Genomic DNA, 16,647 nt, shown 5'->3' on the forward strand with positions numbered 1-16,647 from the left:
CAGACTGGGTCCACCAGCCAACGCCCTGCCTGATCGCCCGAAAGGACCCTGTGACCTCAACACCCCTCCCCGCAGCCAACGGAGCACCCTCGGGCAGGAAGGCCCGAGACCTGGGCCTCCACATGGGATCGATGCCGAATGGTCCGCACAACGCCATCACTGATGTGGCGGGAGTACGGGTCGGGCACACCACCCTCATTTCTGGCGATGGCCCACTCGTGCAGGGCTCAGGCCCCGTGCGCACCGGCGTCACCGTCGTCATCCCCGGCGAGGAGCCCTGGAGGCAGCCACTCTTTGCGGCTCCGCACCGGCTCAATGGCAACGGTGAAATGACCGGCCTCGAGCTCATCCGAGAGTCCGGCCAGCTCACGAGTTACATCGGGCTCACGAACACCCACAGTGTCGGAGTGGTGCGCGACGCTCTTGTCGCCCACGAGGTGGGGCTGCAGCCAGCGGGGAAAGAGTATTGGTCACTGCCAGTGGTCGCCGAGACGTGGGATGGCGCCCTCAACGACCTCAACGGCTTCCACGTGAAGCCCGAGCACGTCTTCGCGGCGATCGACAGCGCGCACGGCGGTCACGTCGCCGAGGGCAGCGTCGGGAGCGGCACGGGCATGGTCGCCCACGGCTTCAAGGGCGGCATCGGCACGGCCTCCCGCGTGGTGAATACACACGACGGCGGCTTTACCGTCGGAGTCTTGGTGCAGGCGAATCACGGACGCCGCGACAGGTTCTCCATCGACGGCACACTCATCGGCCCACGCATCACGCTCCCGAGCGACGCGGAGACCGGCGGCTCGGAGGTTCCCGACGCGCGGTTCGCCACGGGATTCCCCGAGGGCAGCGGGTCAATCATCGTGATCGTCGCGACCGACGCCCCACTCCTCCCGCATCAGTGCGCCCGGCTCGCGCAGCGCGCCACACTCGGCATTGCCAGGCTTGGTGGAGCTGGCGAGAACGGGAGCGGGGACCTCGCCCTGTGCTTCTCGACCGGCGGTGGCATCCCGCCGACTTTCAGCGGCAGCGCTGCTCCCGTCACCTACCCCGTCACAGCATTGAGCAACGACCGCATCGATCCGCTGTTCTACGCCGCGATCGAAGCCACCGAGGAGGCCATCGTGAATGCGATGCTCGCTTCAGACACGATGGTCGGGATCAATGGCGCGATCCGCTACGCGCTTCCTCACGATCAGGTACGCCACTTACTCGGCATCACCGAGACACGCTAGCGCACGCCCAGTCGGATCGTATACGATCTGATGAGGCGATCGAGCGCGCGCCCCGCGTGGACACTGCGCGCCTCGCCAGATCCCCGATCCACACCCCCAACGAAGCGGAGGCCACGTGCTCGACCCCTCTCAGATCGCATCCATAGCCGAAGAACTCGTGCAGGCCGACCGCGACCGCGCGGTGCTGCCGAAGCTCACCTCACGGTTCCCTGACATGGTCATTGAAGACTCGTACGCGATCCAGAAAGAGTGGTCGGATCGCCGCATCGCGAACGGCGCGCGCCTCGTGGGCCACAAGATCGGGCTTACCTCGAAGGTGATGCAGGTCGCAACCGGCATCTCCGAGCCCGACTATGGAGTCATCCACGACGACATGGTGTTCGAATCGGGCGCGACACTCGAGTTCGATAGGTTCTCGAACGTGCGCGTCGAGGTCGAGCTCGCCTTCGTACTGTCGAAGCCGCTTGCCGGGCCCAACGTGTCGATCTTCGACGTGCTCGACGCGACGGCGTACGTGGTGCCAGCGCTCGAGATCCTCAACTCCCACCTCGAGCTCGAGGGCCGCACGATCGTCGACACGATCAGCGACAACGCCGCCATGGGCGCGATGGTGCTTGGGGGCCGGCCCGTGAAGGTCGACGCGGTCGACCTCAGCTGGGTGCCCGCATTGCTGTATCGCAACCAGACCATTGAAGATTCCGGCGTCGCCGGGGCCGTTCTCGGCCACCCGGCGCTCGGTGTCGCCTGGCTCGCGAACAAGCTCGCGCAGCACGGCCAGTCACTCGAGGCGGGCGAGATTATCCTCGCGGGGTCATTCACGAAGCCAATGTGGGTGGAGCGTGGCGACACGATCCACGCCGACTACAACGAGCTGGGGTCAGTCACATGCCAATTCGTCTAGAGCTTCCGCCGACCTTCCGCGAGCGCCTCGCCGCGGCCGACCGCCCACTGATCGGCCTGTGGGCCTCCGCTGGCAGTTCAGTCACCGCCGAAATCGTGGCCGGCAGCGGCTGCGACTGGGTACTGCTCGACGCCGAACACTCCCCAAACGGTCTCGAGTCGCTGCTCGCGCAGCTCCACGCGATGAGCGCGTACCCGGTGGCGCCGCTCGTGCGGGCACCGTCAGGCGACACCGTCACCATTAAGCAGTACCTCGACATCGGCGTGCAGAACCTCCTCGTGCCGATGGTGGACTCCGCCGAGCAGGCCACGGAGATCGTCCGCGCAACGCGCTACGCCCCCGAGGGTGTCCGTGGCGTCGGGTCGGCGCTCGCCCGCTCAGCCCGCTGGAATCGGGTGGAGAACTATCTCGCTCGCGCCAACGAGACCATCAGCCTGACCGTGCAGATCGAGAGCGCGGCGGCGGTGAGTGATGTTTCGCGGATCCTCGCCGTTGACGGTGTCGACGCAATCTTCGTCGGCCCCTCTGACCTGTCTGCGTCGATGGGGCTGCTCGGGCAGCAGTCGCACCCCGCGGTCATCGATGCGGTGCTCCACGTCATCTCGGCGGCGCGTGCCGCTGGGAAGCCTGTTGGCGTGAACGCGTTCGCGCCCGAGCAGGCCGAGCGCTACATCGAGGCAGGCGCGAACTTCGTGGCGGTGGGCGCCGATGTCGCGATCCTCGCCCGCGCGACCGAGGCCCTCGTGGATCAGTTCATCCCGCAGCACACTGCGGACCAGCCCACCCCCCGCGCAAGCTACTAGCCCCGGCGAAGCCCTGCCGCGCCGCACCCCGCACCCCGTGCCCTGCGCCCTGTGCCCTGTGCTGCACCCCGCGCTGCACCCCGTGCCGCCCCCTGTGCTGCACCCCGCGCTGCTCACCAGCCATGCTTTCAGTGAGGTCATGGCTTTTGTACCGCCGGGAAGCCATGACCTCGCTGAGTCGCCATGACCTGAGCGGCGGGCGGGCTGGCTGGCTGGGGGCGGGCGGGCTGGCGGGCGGGCTAGCCCAGCGAAGGCACAGGATCCACACTTCCCATCGCCCGATGGATCGTATACGATATGAAATACAAAGAAGAGACGAGGTAGTCATGACGCACGGTAGCGAACCCACATTCGGAATCGACACCCCCGGCAAGATCATTGCTGTCCACCTGAACTATCCCTCGCGCATCAACCAGCGCGGCCGCACCCCGGAGTTCCCCTCCTACTTCTTCAAGCCGGCCTCCTCGCTGGCACCGACCGGCGGCACCGTTGAGCGCCCCGCCGGCACCGAGCTCCTCGCGTTCGAGGGCGAGATCGCCCTCGTCATCGGCGAAGAGGCACGCTGGGTCTCCCCGGAGGACGGCTGGGACTACGTCTCGCAGGTCACCGCAGCAAACGACCTCGGCCTCTACGACCTCCGCGCGGCCGACAAGGGCTCGAACGTGCGCAACAAGGGCGGCGACGGCTTCACCCCGATCGGCCCGGCGACGATCCCGACCGAGGGCATCGGCGAGGGCGACTGGCGCGTGCGCACCTGGGTAAACGGCGAACTCGTGCAAGAAGACACGAGCGACACGCTCAAGTTCCCCTTCGGCCAGCTCGTCGCTGACCTCTCGCAGCACATGACGCTCGAGCCAGGCGACGTGATCCTCACCGGCACCCCCGCGGGATCCTCCGTGGTGCTCCCCGGCGACGTGATCGAGGTCGAGGTCGACGCGCCGAACGTCGAGGGCGCACCGACCACGGGCCGCCTCGTCACGACGGTCACGCAGGGCGAGACCGAGTTCGGTGACTACGGCAACACCCCGACGCTGAGCGAAGCGCAGCAGGTCGAGGCGTGGGGCAGCGAGCAGGATCTCGCCGCGGCACGCGCGGCGGGCCATGCGACGGACCTCGCAACCGAAGCAGCAGACGCAGCCGCAGCGGGAACTGCCGCAGCGACCGCCGGCCCCCTCACCGACGAAATCCGCGAGCAGCTCGCGGGGGTCGCCGTCGCGACAGTCTCAGCGGCCCTGCGCAAGCGCGGCTACACCGAGATCTTCATCGACGGCGTGTACCCGAACCACGAGGGCGACGCGATCCTCGGTACCGCGAAGACGCTGCGGTTCATCCCGTTCCGCCCTGACCTGTTCAAGGAGCACGCGGGCGGCTTCAACGCGCAGAAGCGCGCGTTCGACACCGTGAACCCGGGCGAGATCCTCGTCGTTGAGGCGCGCGGCGTCCCCTCGACCGGCACTGTCGGCGACGTGCTCGCGCTGCGTGCGCAGGTGCGCGGGGCGGCAGGCGTCGTCACCGACGGCGGCGTGCGCGACTTCGCGGCCGTGCAGCAGTTCGACATCCCCGTCTTCTCGCAGGGCGCGCACCCGAGCGTGCTCGGCCGCCGCCACGTGCCGTGGGAGACCGACGTCACCATCGCGTGCGGCGGTGCCGCGGTGCAGCCGGGCGACATCATCATGGGCGACCGTGACGGCGTGATTGTGATCCCGCCGTTCCTGCTCGCCGAGGTCGCAGCCGAGGCGGCCGCGCAGGAGGTCGAGGATGGCTGGGTTGCGGATCGCGTTGCCGAAGGCCACGCCGTCGACGGCCTATTCCCGATGAACGCCGAGTGGCGCGCCCGCTACAACGCAGAGCTCGCGAGCGGGACTGCAGCAAGCACCGAGACCGGCAGGGCGTAACGGTGTCTGCAGAGTCGAAGTCGGAGCGGGCCTACCGCCTCATCAGGGGGCGGATCGACGCCGGCCAGTACATGCCCGGCCATCGCCTCGTGCTCGCACCGATCGCCTCCGAGCTCGATATGTCGGTGGTGCCGGTGCGCGAGGCGATCCGCCGCCTTGAGGCCGAGCAGCTCGTTACCTTCGAGCGCAACGTCGGCGCGCAGGTCTCGCTCGTGAAAGAGACCGAGTACCTGCACACGATGCAGACGCTCGCGCTCGTCGAGGGATCGGCGACGGGGCTCGCCGCCCCGTTCATCACGGCGGATCAGGTCGCCCGCGCCCGCGCGGTGAACGAGACGATGCGGGAGTCGCTCTCGGCGTTCGACCCGCAGCGCTTCACGGAGCTCAACCTCGAGTTCCACAGCGTGCTCTTCGAGACGTGCCCGAACCCGCACATTCTCGACCTCGTGCACCGCGGTTGGAGCCGCATGAAGGTGCTCCGCAACTCCTCGTTCAGCTTCGTGCCGGGCCGCGCGAGCGAGTCGGTCGAGGAGCACGAGCGGATCCTCACCCTCATCGAGCAGGGCGCGTCCCCGCTCGACATCGAACTCGCCGCCCGCGAGCACCGCACGAAGACCCTCGACGCCGTGCTCGCGCACACCGACGAGCAGAAGCACCCGGCCTCGGCCGCGTAGCTCCCCTCACAGACCCACACATCAGCCAGATTCAAGCACCCAGACCAACGGAGGCGACAGCATGACTCAGAACATTCCCGCAGGCATTCCCGACAAGATCCGCCACTTCATCGACGGCAAGTTCGTCGACTCGGTCGGCGGCGAGGAGTTCGACGTCCTCGATCCCGTCACGAACGAGACCTACATCCGCGCGTCTGCCGGCCAGCAGGCCGACATTGATCTCGCGGTCGCTGCGGCCCGCCGCGCCTTCACCGACGGCCCGTGGCCGAAGATGGTGCCGCGCGAGCGCTCGCGCATCCTGCACAAGATCGCCGACATCGTCGAGTCGCGTGACGCGCAGCTCGCCGAGCTCGAGAGCTTCGACTCGGGCCTGCCGATCACGCAGGCAAAGGGCCAGGCACGCCGCGCGGCCGAGAACTTCCGCTTCTTCGCCGACCTCATCGTCGCGCAGCACGACGACACCTTCAAGGTGCCCGGCCGCCAGATCAACTACGTGAACCGCAAGCCGATCGGCGTCGCGGGCCTCATCACGCCGTGGAACACGCCGTTCATGCTCGAGTCGTGGAAGCTTGGCCCCGCGCTCGCGACCGGCAACACCGTCGTGCTCAAGCCCGCCGAGTTCACGCCGCTGTCGGCGTCGCTCTGGGGCGAGATCTTCCGCGAGGCCGGCGTGCCCGACGGCGTCTTCAACCTCGTGAACGGACTCGGCGAGGAGGCTGGCGACGCGCTCGTCAAGCACCCCGAGGTGCCGCTCATCTCGTTCACGGGTGAGTCGAGCACCGGCTCGCTCATCTTCGGCAACGCGGCCCCGTACCTCAAGGGCCTCTCGATGGAGCTTGGCGGAAAGAGCCCGGCGGTCGTGTTCGCGGATGCGGATCTCGAATCGGCCCTCGACGCCACCGTGTTCGGCGTGTTTAGCCTGAACGGCGAGCGTTGCACCGCCGGCAGCCGCATCCTCGTCGAGCGTTCGATCTACGACGAGTTCGTCGAGCGCTACGCCGAGCGCGCGAAGAACGTTGTTGTCGGCCTGCCGTCTGACCCCGCAACCGAGGTCGGCGCGCTCGTGCACCCCGAGCACTACGCGAAGGTGATGAGCTACGTCGAGATCGGCAAGACCGAGGGCCGCCTCGTCGCTGGCGGCGGCCGCCCCGAGGGCTTCCCCGTCGGCAACTTCGTCTCCCCGACCGTGTTCGCTGACGTCGCGCCCGACGCGCGCATCTTCCAGGAGGAGATCTTCGGGCCGGTCGTCGCGATCACCCCGTTCGACACCGACGAGGAGGCACTCGAGCTCGCGAACAACACGAAGTACGGCCTCGCCGCCTACATCTGGACCTCGGATCTCAAGCGCGCCCACAACTTCTCCCAGTCAGTCGAGGCCGGCATGGTCTGGCTGAACTCGAACAACGTGCGCGACCTGCGCACCCCGTTCGGCGGCGTGAAGGCATCGGGTCTCGGCCACGAAGGCGGCTACCGCTCGATCGATTTCTACACCGACCAGCAGGCCGTGCACATCACGCTCAACGAGGCGCACTCGCCGAAGTTCGGCGCGGGCCCCAGCAAGTAACGGCTCACAGCCAACACCAACAGATTCCGGCTGGCGCGCTCCGCGGCGAGCGCGCCAACCGGCCATCAGAAAGGACAACGCATGTCTGAACTCAAGGGTCGCGAGAAGACCTCCTCCGGCTTCTACGTCACCAAAGAAGCCCCGATCGTGACCGACAACCCGGTCCCCACCCCCTCGGTTCCCGCGCCGGATATTCTCCGCTGCGCATACATGGAGCTCGTCGTCACCGACCTCGCGAAGTCGCGCGAGTTCTACGTCGACGTGCTCGGCCTCACCGTCACCGAGGAAGACGAGAACACGATCTACCTCCGCTCGCTCGAGGAGTTCATTCACCACAACCTCGTGCTCCGCAAGGGCGACGTCGCCGCGGTCGCCGCGTTCTCGTACCGCGTGCGCAGCCCCGAAGAGCTCGACAAGGCCGTCGCCTTCTACGAGGAGCTCGGCTGCCGCGTTGAGCGTCGCAAGGAAGGCTTTACGAAGGGCATCGGCGATTCGGTGCGCGTCGAGGATCCGCTCGGCTTCCCCTACGAGTTCTTCTACGACGTCGAGCACGTCGAGCGGCTCTCGTGGCGCTACGACCTGCACACGCCTGGCGCGCTCGTGCGGCTCGACCACTTCAACCAGATCACGCCCGACGTGCCGCGCGCGGTGAAGTTCATGCAGGATCTCGGCTTCCGCGTCACCGAGGACATCCAGGACGAGGAGGGCACCGTCTACGCCGCGTGGATGCGCCGCAAGCCGACCGTCCACGACACCGCGATGACCGGCGGCGACGGCCCCCGCATGCACCACGTCGCGTTCTCGACCCACGAGAAGCACAACATCCTCGCGATCTGCGACAAGCTCGGCGCGCTCCGCATGTCCGACCGCATCGAGCGCGGCCCGGGCCGCCACGGCGTCTCGAACGCGTTCTACCTGTACATCCTCGATCCCGACGGCCACCGTGTCGAGATCTACACGCAGGATTACTACACGGGCGACCCCGACAACCCCGTCGTCACGTGGGACGTGCACGACAACCAGCGCCGCGACTGGTGGGGCAACCCCGTCGTGCCGTCGTGGTACACCGAGGGCTCGCTCGTGCTCGATCTCGACGGCAAGCCGCGCGAGGTCGTCGCCCGCACCGACGCCAGCGAGATGGCAGTGACCATCGGCGCCGACGGCTTCTCGTACACGCGTGACGACGAGGGCGAGAAGGGCTTCAAGCTCGGCAACACGCTGTAATTACGCGGTGGATCGGGGCCGGGGCGCACACGCGCCCCGGCCCATTCCTGTCTCCAGACGACGGGCTCGCAGGTGTACCTACCCGTGGCGGGCGTGGGATGCGGTGACAGGAGATCAGGCGAGCATAGATCCAAGCATCAGTGACATCGCCCCCGCTTCCACGGCAGCGACCCGTCGTCCTTCTCGGAGTGCGGCGACTGCGACTCCCCCGAGCGCTACCACGAGCACGACGACGGCCGCTACCAGCCAGCCTGCGGGTGGCGTTCCGCCGTGGTGGTGAACAACCTCGCCGATTCCTGACTCGGCTCCCGCATTCATGGCGGCGACACCCGAGGCGGCGATCTCAGCCCCACGAGTGAACGGTGGAGCCGTCCGAAGTAGCATGAGCGCCGCCATCGCCGGATACGCGATAGCGCACAGAACCCCCTGCGCCCGGTCACTCGAGAGTTCCGGCCCGCCGGCCCCAGCACCAGTGTCGACCTGCGCCGGCCGCAACGATGCCCCGACCAGCAGGCTTCCCCCGATGAGGAGTGCGGCCCAGATCACAGGGGATACGAGCAGGGTGATCCCATGATCAAGCATCGCCATGAACATCACCGACGCAGCGACGATCTGCAACGGGCTGCGCGACCGTGCGGCGCACCACACACACAGTGCGGCGGCCGCGACCATCACTGTCGCTGCGAGCATCATTTCACCCTACGGAGCTTGCGTGCAGATTCGATGCCGCGCGGGCGAGGCATGCGCCCAGAGACATGCACTATGCGCCCCCAGCAGACTCACCGTCACGTGACCTGGGAAGTCTGCACTGCGAGTCATGGGCCGTGCGCTGGCTACACAGCCGAGGCCTACCTCCACGCTGTGCAGCTTCTTAGACTCTGTTTCGACGCGCTCAACGGGACCCCGAATGGCGCACCGGCAACGACGCCACGAGAGGACTCACGCACATGAGCGAATCACCGCATTCCGCGCACCCGACAGACCCTGGCCTGAGCCGCCGCACCCTGGGGGCGCCGGCAATCACGTTCATGATCATCGCGGCGTCCGCCCCGCTCACGGTCATCGCGGGCGGTGTCACCACATCGTTCGCGGTGACCGGCTCGCTCGGGGTGCCGCTCGGCTTCCTCGTGATCGCCGTGATCCTCACCGTGTTCGCGGTCGGCTACACGGCCATGGGCCGCCACATCACGAACGCGGGCGCCTTCTACGCGTACATTTCGCAGGGCCTCGGCCGTGCGGCGGGAGTCGGTGCCGCCCTCATCGCGCTCGTCGCGTACAACGCGATGCAGATCGGCATCTTTGGGCTGTTCGGGTTTCAGCTGTCGATGTTCCTCGAGACGAAGTTCGGCATCAGCACGCCGTGGTGGGCGTGGATCATCGGCGGCATTGCCCTCGTCGGCGTGCTCGGCATGAACAAGATCGACGTCTCGGCGAAGGTGCTCGGAGTACTTGTCGCCCTCGAGTTCCTCGTGGTCATCGTCTTCGACGTGTACGCGATCGCCGCCGCACCTGAGGGCGTGACAACGGCGACGCTAAACCCCGCGGAGCTCTTCGGCCCGTCGCTCGGCATCGTGCTTGTCTTCGGTGTCGCCGCGTTCATGGGGTTCGAGGGCGCTGCGATCTACGGCGAGGAGGCGAAGGATCCGAAGCGCACCGTGCCGCGGGCAACCTACGCGGCGGTTGCAATCATCGGCCTGTTCTACGCATTCAGCGCCTGGGCGTTCTCGGTCGGCGTCGGCCCCTCGAACATCGTCGCGGCCTCGCAGGAATCGGGGCCCGACCTCATGTTCGTGTTCATGTCAGACCATGTGAGCGTGCTGTTCGTGGACATCATGAACATCCTGTTCCTCACGAGCCTGTTTGCTGCGCTCCAGTCGTTCCACAACGCGGTCGCGCGCTACTTCTTCTCGCTCGGGCGCGAGGGTGTGCTGCCGACCTGGTTCGCCCGCACTGGCCCCTCGGGGGCGCCCTGGGCTGGCTCGATCGCGCAGACCGTCATCGCACTCCTCGTCACCATCGGGTTCGCGCTCGCGGGCGACGCTTTCGGGGGTGCCGAGGCGCTCGGCGAGCAGAGCTTCCTGTACCCGGTGCTCACGATGTTCACCTGGCTCACGAACACCGGCGCGATGGCGCTCGTGATGCTCATGGCGGTGATCGCGGCGGCCGTGATCGGGTTCTTTGCGAAGGATCGCCGAGGCCTCGGCGTCTGGCCCACGCTCATCGCTCCCCTGGTTTCTGGGCTGCTGCTCGCCTGGGTGTTCGTGATGATCATCGCGAACTTCCACGTGCAAATGGGCCAGGAGTCGCCGGAGGCGAGCACCTACGTGCTGCCGATCATCGTCGCGCTCGCCGGCATCATCGGCGTGGTGTGGGGGCTCGTGCTGCGCGCCAAGCGGCCCGCAATCTACGAGCGGATCGGCCGCGGAACCGAGCCAGGCGCGTACGGCACGCAGCTTGTCGACGTCGTGGACGCTGGCGAGGCGTAGCCGCAGCTGGGCACCCGCGTCCGGGGTTCCGGACACCCGCGAGCCGGGGAGCGTTGTTTCGCTCCCCGGCTCGCGGTGTGATGGAGTCACCTGATCGAAAGGATCCATGATGGCTCTCCCCGGTGCACGCCCCGTCCGCGCCCCTCGCGGCACGGAGATCTCAGCGAAGAGCTGGCAGACCGAAGCCCCGCTGCGCATGCTCATGAACAACCTCGACCCGGAGGTCGCCGAGCGGCCCGACGACCTCGTCGTCTACGGCGGCACCGGCCGCGCGGCCCGCTCGTGGGAGGCGTTCGACGCGATCGTCGACACGCTCCGCGACCTTGAGGACGACGAGACGCTGCTCGTGCAGTCGGGCAAGCCCGTCGGGGTTTTCCGCACGAACACATGGGCACCGCGCGTGCTCCTCGCAAACTCGAACCTCGTCGGCGACTGGGCGACGTGGCCCGAGTTTCGTAAGCTCGAGGCCGAGGGCCTCATGATGTACGGCCAGATGACCGCGGGCTCGTGGATCTACATCGGCACACAGGGCATTCTGCAGGGCACCTACGAGACCTTCGCCGCAGCGGGCCGGAAGCTCATCAGCCAGGGCCGCGCCGCAGCGGTCGCGGGCAAGGGATCCCTCGCCGGCACCATCACCCTCACCGGCGGCTGCGGCGGCATGGGCGGCGCCCAGCCGCTCGCCGTCACCCTCAACGACGGCGCCTGCCTCGTCGTCGACGTCGATGAGACCCGGCTCGACCGCCGCGTCGGCAAGCGCTACCTCGACGAGGTCGCCACGAACCTCGACGACGCGCTCGCGACGCTGCAGCGCGCGAAAGACGAGCAGCGCGGCTGGTCCGTCGGCCTCGTCGGCAATGCCGCCGAGGTGTTCCCCGAAATCCTCCGCCGGCACCGCGCCGGCGAGATCACGGTAGATCTCGTGACCGACCAGACGAGCGCCCACGATCCCCTCTCGTACCTCCCGATCGGCTACGAGGCGAGCGAACTGCTCGCCCGCGCCGAGGCAGACCCCGAGGGTTTCACCCGCGACGCGCAGGCGTCGATGGCGCAGCACGTGCGCGCGATGGTCGAGTTTCAAGACGCAGGGGCCGAGGTCTTCGACTACGGCAACTCGATCCGCGACGAGGCACGCAAAGGCGGCTACGACCGCGCCTTCGAGTTCCCCGGATTCGTCCCGGCCTACATTCGACCGCTGTTCTCCGAGGGGCTCGGGCCGTTCCGCTGGGCGGCGCTCTCGGGCGACCCGGAAGACATTCGCGTGACAGACGCCGCGCTCAAGGACCTCTTCCCGGAGAACTCCCACCTCCACAACTGGCTCGACGCCGCAGCCGAGCGGGTCGAGTTCGAGGGCCTCCCCGCCCGCATCTGCTGGCTTGGCTACGGCGAACGCCACCAGGCGGGGCTGCTCTTCAACAGGCTCGTCGCCGAGGGCAAGGTGCAGGCCCCGATCGTCATCGGCCGCGACCACCTCGACGCAGGCTCCGTGGCCTCGCCGTACCGCGAGACCGAGGCGATGGCCGATGGCTCCGACGCGATCGCCGACTGGCCGCTGCTCAACGCCCTCACTGCGGCATCGTCTGGGGCGACCTGGGTGTCGATCCACCACGGCGGCGGCGTCGGGATCGGCCGCTCGATCCACACCGGTCAGGTGTCGGTCGCCGACGGCACGGAGCTCGCCGCCGAGAAGCTTGAGCGGCTGCTCACGAACGACCCGGGCATGGGCGTGATCCGGCACGTCGACGCGGGCTACCAGCGGGCGGCCGACGTCGCGAACGAGCGCGGTGTGCGCGTGCCGATGGAGCCGACCATTCGCAACACCGAGACAGCCTGGTAGGAACATATTCATGACGCGCACACTCCTCATCGACAACATCGGCGAGCTCACCACCAACGATGAGTCGCTCGGCGCGGGGCTCGGCGGTCGCCTCGCGGACGCCGCCGTCGTCATCGAGGGTGACCGCGTAGCCTGGGTCGGCCCCGCTTCGCAGGCCCCCGCGGCCGACGAACGCTTCGACGCCGCGGGCCGCGCGGTGCTGCCGGGGTGGGTCGACTCGCACACCCACATGGTGTTCGCTGGCGACCGCACGGCCGAGTTCGAGGCGCGCATGGCCGGTGAGTCGTATGCCGCGGGTGGCATCAACGTCACCGTGGAAGCCACCCGCGCCGCCACGGATGAGGCGCTGGCCGCGAACCTCGAACGGCTCGTCGCCGAGGCGCGGCGCGACGGCACCACCACGATGGAAACGAAGACCGGGTACGGACTCACCGTCGCCGACGAGCTACGCTCGGCGCGGGTCGCGGCACTCCACGCCGACGCCGTCACATTCCTCGGCGCGCATGTGGTTCCGGCGGGCGCGGATCCGGCCGACTACCTCGATCTCGTCACCGGCGAGATGCTCGACGCCGTCGCCCCGCACGTGAGCGCGGTCGACGTGTTTTGCGAGACCGGCGCGTTCGACGACGAACAGACCGCGCGCATCCTTTCGTCGGCCACGGCGAAGGGGCTCGCGACCCGCGTGCACGGCAACCAGCTCGGGCACGGCCCGGGCACGCGGCTCGCGGTCGAACACGGCTCCCTGAGCGTCGACCACCTCGGCTTCCTCACCGACGCAGACATCGAAGCGCTCGCGGGGTCGTGGGAGCACGGCCAGCGCGGCACTGCTGCGGGAGCGACCGGCACCGCCCGCGGCACCGTCGCTACCGTGCTCCCCGCCTGTGACCTGTCGACCCGCATGCCGCTCGCCCCGGCGCGGAAGCTGCTCGACGCGGGCGCCGTCGTCGCGATCGCCTCGAACTGCAACCCGGGCACCTCGTACACGAGCTCGATGAGTTTCTGTGTCGCGACCGCGGTGCTGCAGATGGGCCTCACGATTCAGGAGGCGGTGCGCGCGGCGACCCTGGGCGGCGCGATCGCGCTCGGCATGCACGAAGACGGGTGGGTGGATCCGCGCGGCGCGATCCAGCCCCGCGTCGGCGTCGTGTCCCCGGGCGCGCGCGCCGACCTGCAGCTCCTTGACGCACCCTCGGTCACGCACCTCGCCTACCGGCCGGGCATGCGGCTGACCGGTGCCGTGTGGCGGGCGGGATCGCGAGTCGGCTAGCCCCTGCATGGCTGCGCCGTCGCGCGGTAATCTGCCGGGCGAGTCCGGGCTGGCGCGCGCTGCGCAGATTGGGTAGCCCGCGCTAGCTAGCCCCGCGCGCGCCCGTGGATCCGCGTGGACAATAGCTCCGTGCTCTGACGCACCTCGGCGGCGATGCCCGCGTAACCGTCTTCGCCGAACGCGGCGTCGGGGAAGGTGATCGCGATGGCCGCGACGGGCCAGCCCCGGTGATCCAACACGGGGGCCGCCACCGACGAGAAGCCCTCGGTGACCGATCCCCGCTCGAGCGCGAAGCCGCGGGTGACGGTGTCGTCGAGCACCGTGCGCAGCTTGGAATAGCGGTCGATGCCATCGGGCGAGCTGGAGCGATGCGCGAAGGCCTGCGCGTTCGGGTAGAGCGCCCGCACCTGCGCGCGGGGCAGCGCCGCGAGGATCGCCCGCCCGCTCGCCGTCATGTGCATGGGCAGGCGCACGTCCACGTCGGTGACGAGGTGCGGAGCCCCCGGCGCGCGTTCCTCAATGACGTACAGCACGTCGCTGCCCGTCGGCACCGCGAGGTGTCCGCTTTCGCGGACCCGGTCGACGAGCGCGGCGAGCAGGGGCCTGCCGAGTCGGGCGAGCGGCTCCTGCCGCTCATAGGCCGAGCTCAGCTCGACGGCGGCGATCCCGAGCCCGTAGCGCTTCTCCTCGGGAAGGTGCATGACGAAGCCGTGGTCTTGCAGCGTGGCGAGCAGCTGGTAGACCGTGGAGCGGGGTAGCTCGAGCTGTGCGGCGATCATGCCGGCTTGGACCGGGCCGCGGGCGCGGGCGAGCAAGCTGAGGATTCGCAGCGTCTGGTCTGCGGCGGGTGCCTTGGGCTCACTCATGTCGGCAGCTTAGCGGGCGCGGCGGTGCCGGCCCCGGCTCGAGTTGGCAGTTGTTGTCGCTTCCGCGGGCGCGAAGCGACAACAACTGCCAACTCCGGAGCAGCTCCGGGGCAACTCGAGAGCGAGTCGGGCAACTCCGGGGCAACTCGGGAGCGAGGCCGGCAGCTCCGGGGCGAGGCGGGCCGGAGATACTCAACCGGATCCGACGCTCAACCGGCACCTCAGACGAGGCCGCCGCCGAGCGCGCGGTCCGCCGCGGCGAGCACCTGACCGCTCACGACGAAGCCGTGGGCGGCGTCGATCGTCGGCGACAGGAACGTGTCGGTCTCGGGTGCCGGGATCTCGGTGCGGAACAGCGCGTGCACCGCGGCCGTCGCGGGAGCGGGTGCGCCCGCCCCGTCGGCGGCTCGGAAGTCGAGGGCCCGCGTCGAGGTGAGCAGTTCTATAGACAGCACACGCGAGAGCCCGTCGATCGCGCGCCGCAGCTTGAGCGCTGCCGCCCACCCCATCGAGACGTGATCCTCCTGCATCGCCGACGACGGGATCGAGTCGACCGACGCGGGAACAGCGAGGCGCTTGAGCTCCGAGACGATACCGGCGGCCGTGTACTGGGCGATCATCAGCCCCGAGTCGAGGCCGGCGTCGGCCGCGAGGAACGGCGGCAGGCCGTGGTTGCGGGCGACGTCGAGGAAGCGGTCGGTGCGACGCTCGGAGATCGACGCCAGGTCCGCCACCGCGATCGCGAGGAAGTCGAGCACATACCCGATGGGTGCGCCGTGGAAGTTCCCGTTGGACTCGACGCGGCCGTCGGGCAGCACGACGGGGTTGTCGATCGCCGAGCCGAGCTCGACCGCGGCGACCCGCTCGGCGTGCGCCGCGGTGTCGCGGGCGGCACCGTGCACCTGGGGTGCGCAGCGCAGCGAGTACGCGTCCTGCACCCGGCTGAACTCGCCCTCGCGGGGTCGCTGCACGAGCTGCGAGTCGGCGAGCACCGCCGCCATGTTCGCGGCCGATACCCCCTGCCCGAGGTGCGGGCGGAGGGCGTGCAGCTCCGCCTGGAAGACGGCGTCGGTGCCAGTGAGCGCCTCGACGCTCGCGGCCGCAGCGAGGTCGGCGACCGTGAAGAGCCGCTCGAGGTCGGTGAGCGCGAGGCAGAGCATTCCGAGCATGCCGTCGGTGCCGTTGATGAGCGCGAGCCCCTCCTTCTCGGCGAGCACGACCGGCGAGATGCCTGCTGCGGCGAGCGCGCTGGCTGCGTCGATGGGTGCGGCGTGCGGATCCTCGCTCACGCGCACGTTGCCCTCCCCCATGAGCGTGAGCGCGCAGTGCGCGAGCGGGCTGAGGTCGCCCGAGCAGCCGAGCGAGCCGTACTCGTGCACGACGGGCGTGATGCCGGCGTTGAGGATCGCGGCGTAGGTTTCCGCGACGACCGGGCGCACGCCGGTGCGGCCGGTCGTGAGAGTCTGGAGGCGCAGCAGCATGAGCGCGCGCACGACCTCGCGGTCGACCTCGGTGCCGGTGCCGGCCGCGTGCGAGCGGATGAGGCTGCGCTGGAGCTGCTGCCGCTTCTCGACCGGGATCTGCACCTTGGCGAGCGCGCCGAAGCCGGTGGAGACGCCGTAGTGGGGGCGGGTATCGCTCGCGAGCTCGTCGATGACGGCGCGGCTGGCGGCGACCCGTTCGAGCGCTGCGGCGCTGATCTCGACGGTGGCGTTATGGCGTGCGACGGCGACGACGTCGGCGCGGCTGAGCGGGGCGTCGCCCAGGGTGACGATGAGGTTCGAAGTCATGCTTCGATCCCACCGCATCCGGGGCTCCGGCGGGGGCCGCAACCCCGCCCGCGTGTCCGGGATCCCGGACGAGCCCCGCTGGCGCGCCCTGTCGCGCCGCGAAGCACGTTG

13 protein-coding genes are annotated in these 16,647 nt (G+C 69.0%); 10 read left to right on the forward strand and 3 right to left on the reverse strand.

Translation table 11 applies throughout. The features are described from left to right. Nucleotides 1-50 precede the first annotated feature (50 nt). The 7 genes from ACI1US_RS02615 (at nucleotide 51) to hpaD (ending at nucleotide 8,290) form a co-directional block, all read left to right on the forward strand. Nucleotides 51-1,229, forward strand: a complete 1,179-nt coding sequence (locus tag ACI1US_RS02615; RefSeq protein ID WP_461637947.1) for a DmpA family aminopeptidase — start codon at nucleotides 51-53, stop codon at nucleotides 1,227-1,229. Nucleotides 1,230-1,344: 115 nt separating this feature from the next. After that, nucleotides 1,345-2,130 (forward strand): 2-oxo-hept-4-ene-1,7-dioate hydratase, encoded by a 786-nt coding sequence (hpaH, locus tag ACI1US_RS02620; RefSeq protein WP_461637949.1) that lies wholly within the window; start codon nucleotides 1,345-1,347, stop codon nucleotides 2,128-2,130. Then, complete coding sequence (locus ACI1US_RS02625) at nucleotides 2,115-2,933, forward strand: HpcH/HpaI aldolase family protein (protein WP_461637951.1); 819 nt, start codon at nucleotides 2,115-2,117, stop codon at nucleotides 2,931-2,933. The genes hpaH and ACI1US_RS02625 overlap by 16 nt, the downstream gene beginning before the upstream one ends. 326 nt (nucleotides 2,934-3,259) lie before the next feature. After that, a complete protein-coding gene (locus ACI1US_RS02630) occupies nucleotides 3,260-4,828 on the forward strand; it encodes a fumarylacetoacetate hydrolase family protein (protein ID WP_416550175.1) in 1,569 nt (522 codons plus the stop codon). Between the two features lie 2 nt (nucleotides 4,829-4,830). Continuing rightward, complete coding sequence (locus ACI1US_RS02635; protein WP_416550176.1) at nucleotides 4,831-5,502, forward strand: GntR family transcriptional regulator; 672 nt, start codon at nucleotides 4,831-4,833, stop codon at nucleotides 5,500-5,502. A gap of 61 nt (nucleotides 5,503-5,563) precedes the next feature. Continuing rightward, entirely contained in the window at nucleotides 5,564-7,066 is a 1,503-nt protein-coding gene (gene hpaE, locus ACI1US_RS02640) for a 5-carboxymethyl-2-hydroxymuconate semialdehyde dehydrogenase (RefSeq protein ID WP_416550177.1), read from the forward strand. Between the two features lie 81 nt (nucleotides 7,067-7,147). Further along, nucleotides 7,148-8,290 (forward strand): 3,4-dihydroxyphenylacetate 2,3-dioxygenase, encoded by a 1,143-nt coding sequence (gene hpaD / locus ACI1US_RS02645; RefSeq protein WP_416550178.1) that lies wholly within the window; start codon nucleotides 7,148-7,150, stop codon nucleotides 8,288-8,290. A 114-nt stretch (nucleotides 8,291-8,404) separates the two neighbouring features. Here hpaD and ACI1US_RS02650 read toward each other — a convergent pair whose 3' ends face one another. Then, nucleotides 8,405-8,980, reverse strand: coding sequence for a hypothetical protein (locus ACI1US_RS02650; RefSeq protein WP_461637954.1), 576 nt, complete (start codon nucleotides 8,978-8,980; stop codon nucleotides 8,405-8,407). A gap of 257 nt (nucleotides 8,981-9,237) precedes the next feature. Here ACI1US_RS02650 and ACI1US_RS02655 point away from each other — a divergent pair, with 257 nt between their 5' ends. The 3 genes from ACI1US_RS02655 to hutI all read left to right on the forward strand — a co-directional run bounded on the left by ACI1US_RS02655 (nucleotide 9,238) and on the right by hutI (nucleotide 13,880). Beyond that, nucleotides 9,238-10,776 carry an APC family permease gene (locus tag ACI1US_RS02655; protein ID WP_416550179.1) on the forward strand — a complete coding sequence of 513 codons (1,539 nt, stop codon included), beginning with the start codon at nucleotides 9,238-9,240 and terminating at the stop codon, nucleotides 10,774-10,776. Nucleotides 10,777-10,885: 109 nt separating this feature from the next. Beyond that, a complete protein-coding gene (gene hutU, locus ACI1US_RS02660; protein ID WP_416550180.1) occupies nucleotides 10,886-12,613 on the forward strand; it encodes a urocanate hydratase in 1,728 nt (575 codons plus the stop codon). A gap of 10 nt (nucleotides 12,614-12,623) precedes the next feature. Next, a complete protein-coding gene (gene hutI / locus ACI1US_RS02665) occupies nucleotides 12,624-13,880 on the forward strand; it encodes an imidazolonepropionase (protein ID WP_416550182.1) in 1,257 nt (418 codons plus the stop codon). A gap of 86 nt (nucleotides 13,881-13,966) precedes the next feature. Here hutI and ACI1US_RS02670 read toward each other — a convergent pair whose 3' ends face one another. Beyond that, nucleotides 13,967-14,746 carry an IclR family transcriptional regulator gene (locus ACI1US_RS02670; protein WP_461637957.1) on the reverse strand — a complete coding sequence of 260 codons (780 nt, stop codon included), beginning with the start codon at nucleotides 14,744-14,746 and terminating at the stop codon, nucleotides 13,967-13,969. A 221-nt stretch (nucleotides 14,747-14,967) separates the two neighbouring features. Next, nucleotides 14,968-16,536, reverse strand: coding sequence for a histidine ammonia-lyase (hutH, locus tag ACI1US_RS02675; RefSeq protein ID WP_461637959.1), 1,569 nt, complete (start codon nucleotides 16,534-16,536; stop codon nucleotides 14,968-14,970). Between the last annotated feature and the right edge of the window lie 111 nt (nucleotides 16,537-16,647).

Origin of the sequence: Leucobacter sp. BZR 635, from assembly GCF_048061935.2 — a bacterium.
In the GTDB taxonomy this organism is placed as follows: Bacteria; Actinomycetota; Actinomycetes; order Actinomycetales; family Microbacteriaceae; genus Leucobacter.